The organism is [Clostridium] symbiosum ATCC 14940, assembly GCF_000466485.1.
GTDB lineage: Bacteria > Bacillota > Clostridia > Lachnospirales > Lachnospiraceae > Otoolea > Otoolea symbiosa.
This window is the reverse complement of record NZ_KE992833.1, coordinates 1-1,629: the sequence shown is the minus strand read 5'-3', so window position 1 is coordinate 1,629 and position 1,629 is coordinate 1. Positions and strand designations below refer to the sequence as shown.

The following is a 1,629-nucleotide window of genomic DNA, read 5'->3' as shown; positions in this document are numbered from 1 at the left end:
ACTCCATGTTCAAAACAGGGCCTTGCCCTAACAATAAAAAAGCTGCCGCATTAGTACGACAGCTTATAATGGATTGACTTATATAATTATCTATATATCTGAATTCCATTTGTCCTTGAAGCAAATGATTCATAGTCATCTCCCAGATAAACAGCATGTAGTCCACGAGCCCTATAAATACCTTTTGGGAGATTTTCAACATCTACTCCATTAATTAAATAATTTAATTCCTCGTCTGGATTATCTTCATGTTTAGCTTCGAATTCAAAACGAGTAACCTGTGTCCAATCATTTAAAGACTCATTCCATACTTGTAACGTCAATGCGTTACATATTTTATCACAGGGTACATGGGCCAATGTTTGTATTGTTAATTCAACTTTTCCTTTACCACCGTCAGATATATCAACGATTCCTGTTGAAAGGATACTACCTCTAACTACACTTCTTGAAGACCGTACATTTTCCGGTAATATAATTGACTCGTCATCGTCATCTATTACTTCAATGCCATTCCAATAAAAAACTTCTGACGCATAAACCGGTACCGAATTAATTAATAATATTGCTAAAATACTTAAAATCGTTCGTTTCCAAAATTTAACCATTTTCACCCTCTCCAGTTTCAATATATAGATTTTCTATTATATTAATAAAATCCGCTTTATCCATAACACATGATATGTAATAATATGAATTATCTAAAATAATTTCCGCACTATATTCTATTTTTTGGTCTTCTATAGTTGCCGTTTGTATTTCTATATTCTGATTAAGCCATCTATTATATACCTCTTCCTTATTCTGATTATTTCTATCCGAAGTAATACCTGATGAATTACCAACACTTCTAATTTGCTGTATTACATTAAAGTTACTATTACCATACTTAAATAACATTGTTGCAGTATCACCTGAGATTACAGTGTCTTTATATACCAGCTCTGGAGGAATTTGATCTAACCGTATTGCATCAATTCCTAATGTTTTCTTTATTTCTTCATAAGCTACTTCTAGCTCTCCATAGTCTTCTTTGTTCCTATCATTATCCAAAACTACGGCATTCCTGATACTTGGTTTAACCGTCTTCCTATAAGTAAAATACTTCTTAGCCCCAACCGTAAGTGTCGTTGCCATCATTACGCCCACAACAACAGCCGCTACCAGAGCAACCTTAAGCATTGGTTTGAGCCGGCGTCTCTTTCCACTCCTGCTCTCCGTTTCTCTGTCGCGGATATATTGGGGCTCAATGCCTTTCTCTTCAATTTTGTCCAACAGCCGTTCAAAACCATCTTCCGGTTCCGGAGGAATCTGACTGTCGTCAATCTCAGTCTGTGCACGCTGAAATCGTTCAAGGAGTGATTTATCATCCATCCTAAAAGACTCTTTCAGAAGCTGATCCAAATCATATTCTGTTTTATGCCTGTCCCGATCCTTGTCCACTGTTTCCCTCCTGTATATTCATACATTTTTTAATCATGGAATTTTATTCTGTTTTTATTGTTATCATCTTCCCGGTATTTTAGAGGCTGAATGGCAACCTTTTCCGTAACAGTTCAACCGAGATGTATTACGCGAGGTGTTTTCGCTGTTTCTTGCCGTTTCTGTGCATCATTTGTTGCAGTTTGG

Annotated in this window: 2 protein-coding genes; both read right to left on the bottom strand. The window is 36.2% G+C overall.

Features of this window, described 5'->3' with window-relative positions; genetic code table 11:
- Nucleotides 1-86: 86 nt before the first annotated feature.
- Nucleotides 87-608, bottom strand: coding sequence for a hypothetical protein (locus tag CLOSYM_RS03960; RefSeq protein WP_021641052.1), 522 nt, complete (start codon nt 606-608; stop codon nt 87-89).
- A complete protein-coding gene (locus CLOSYM_RS03955) occupies nt 601-1,443 on the bottom strand; it encodes a hypothetical protein (RefSeq protein WP_021641051.1) in 843 nt (280 codons plus the stop codon). Before CLOSYM_RS03955 ends, CLOSYM_RS03960 begins: the two co-directional genes overlap by 8 nt.
- Nucleotides 1,444-1,629 lie beyond the last annotated feature (186 nt).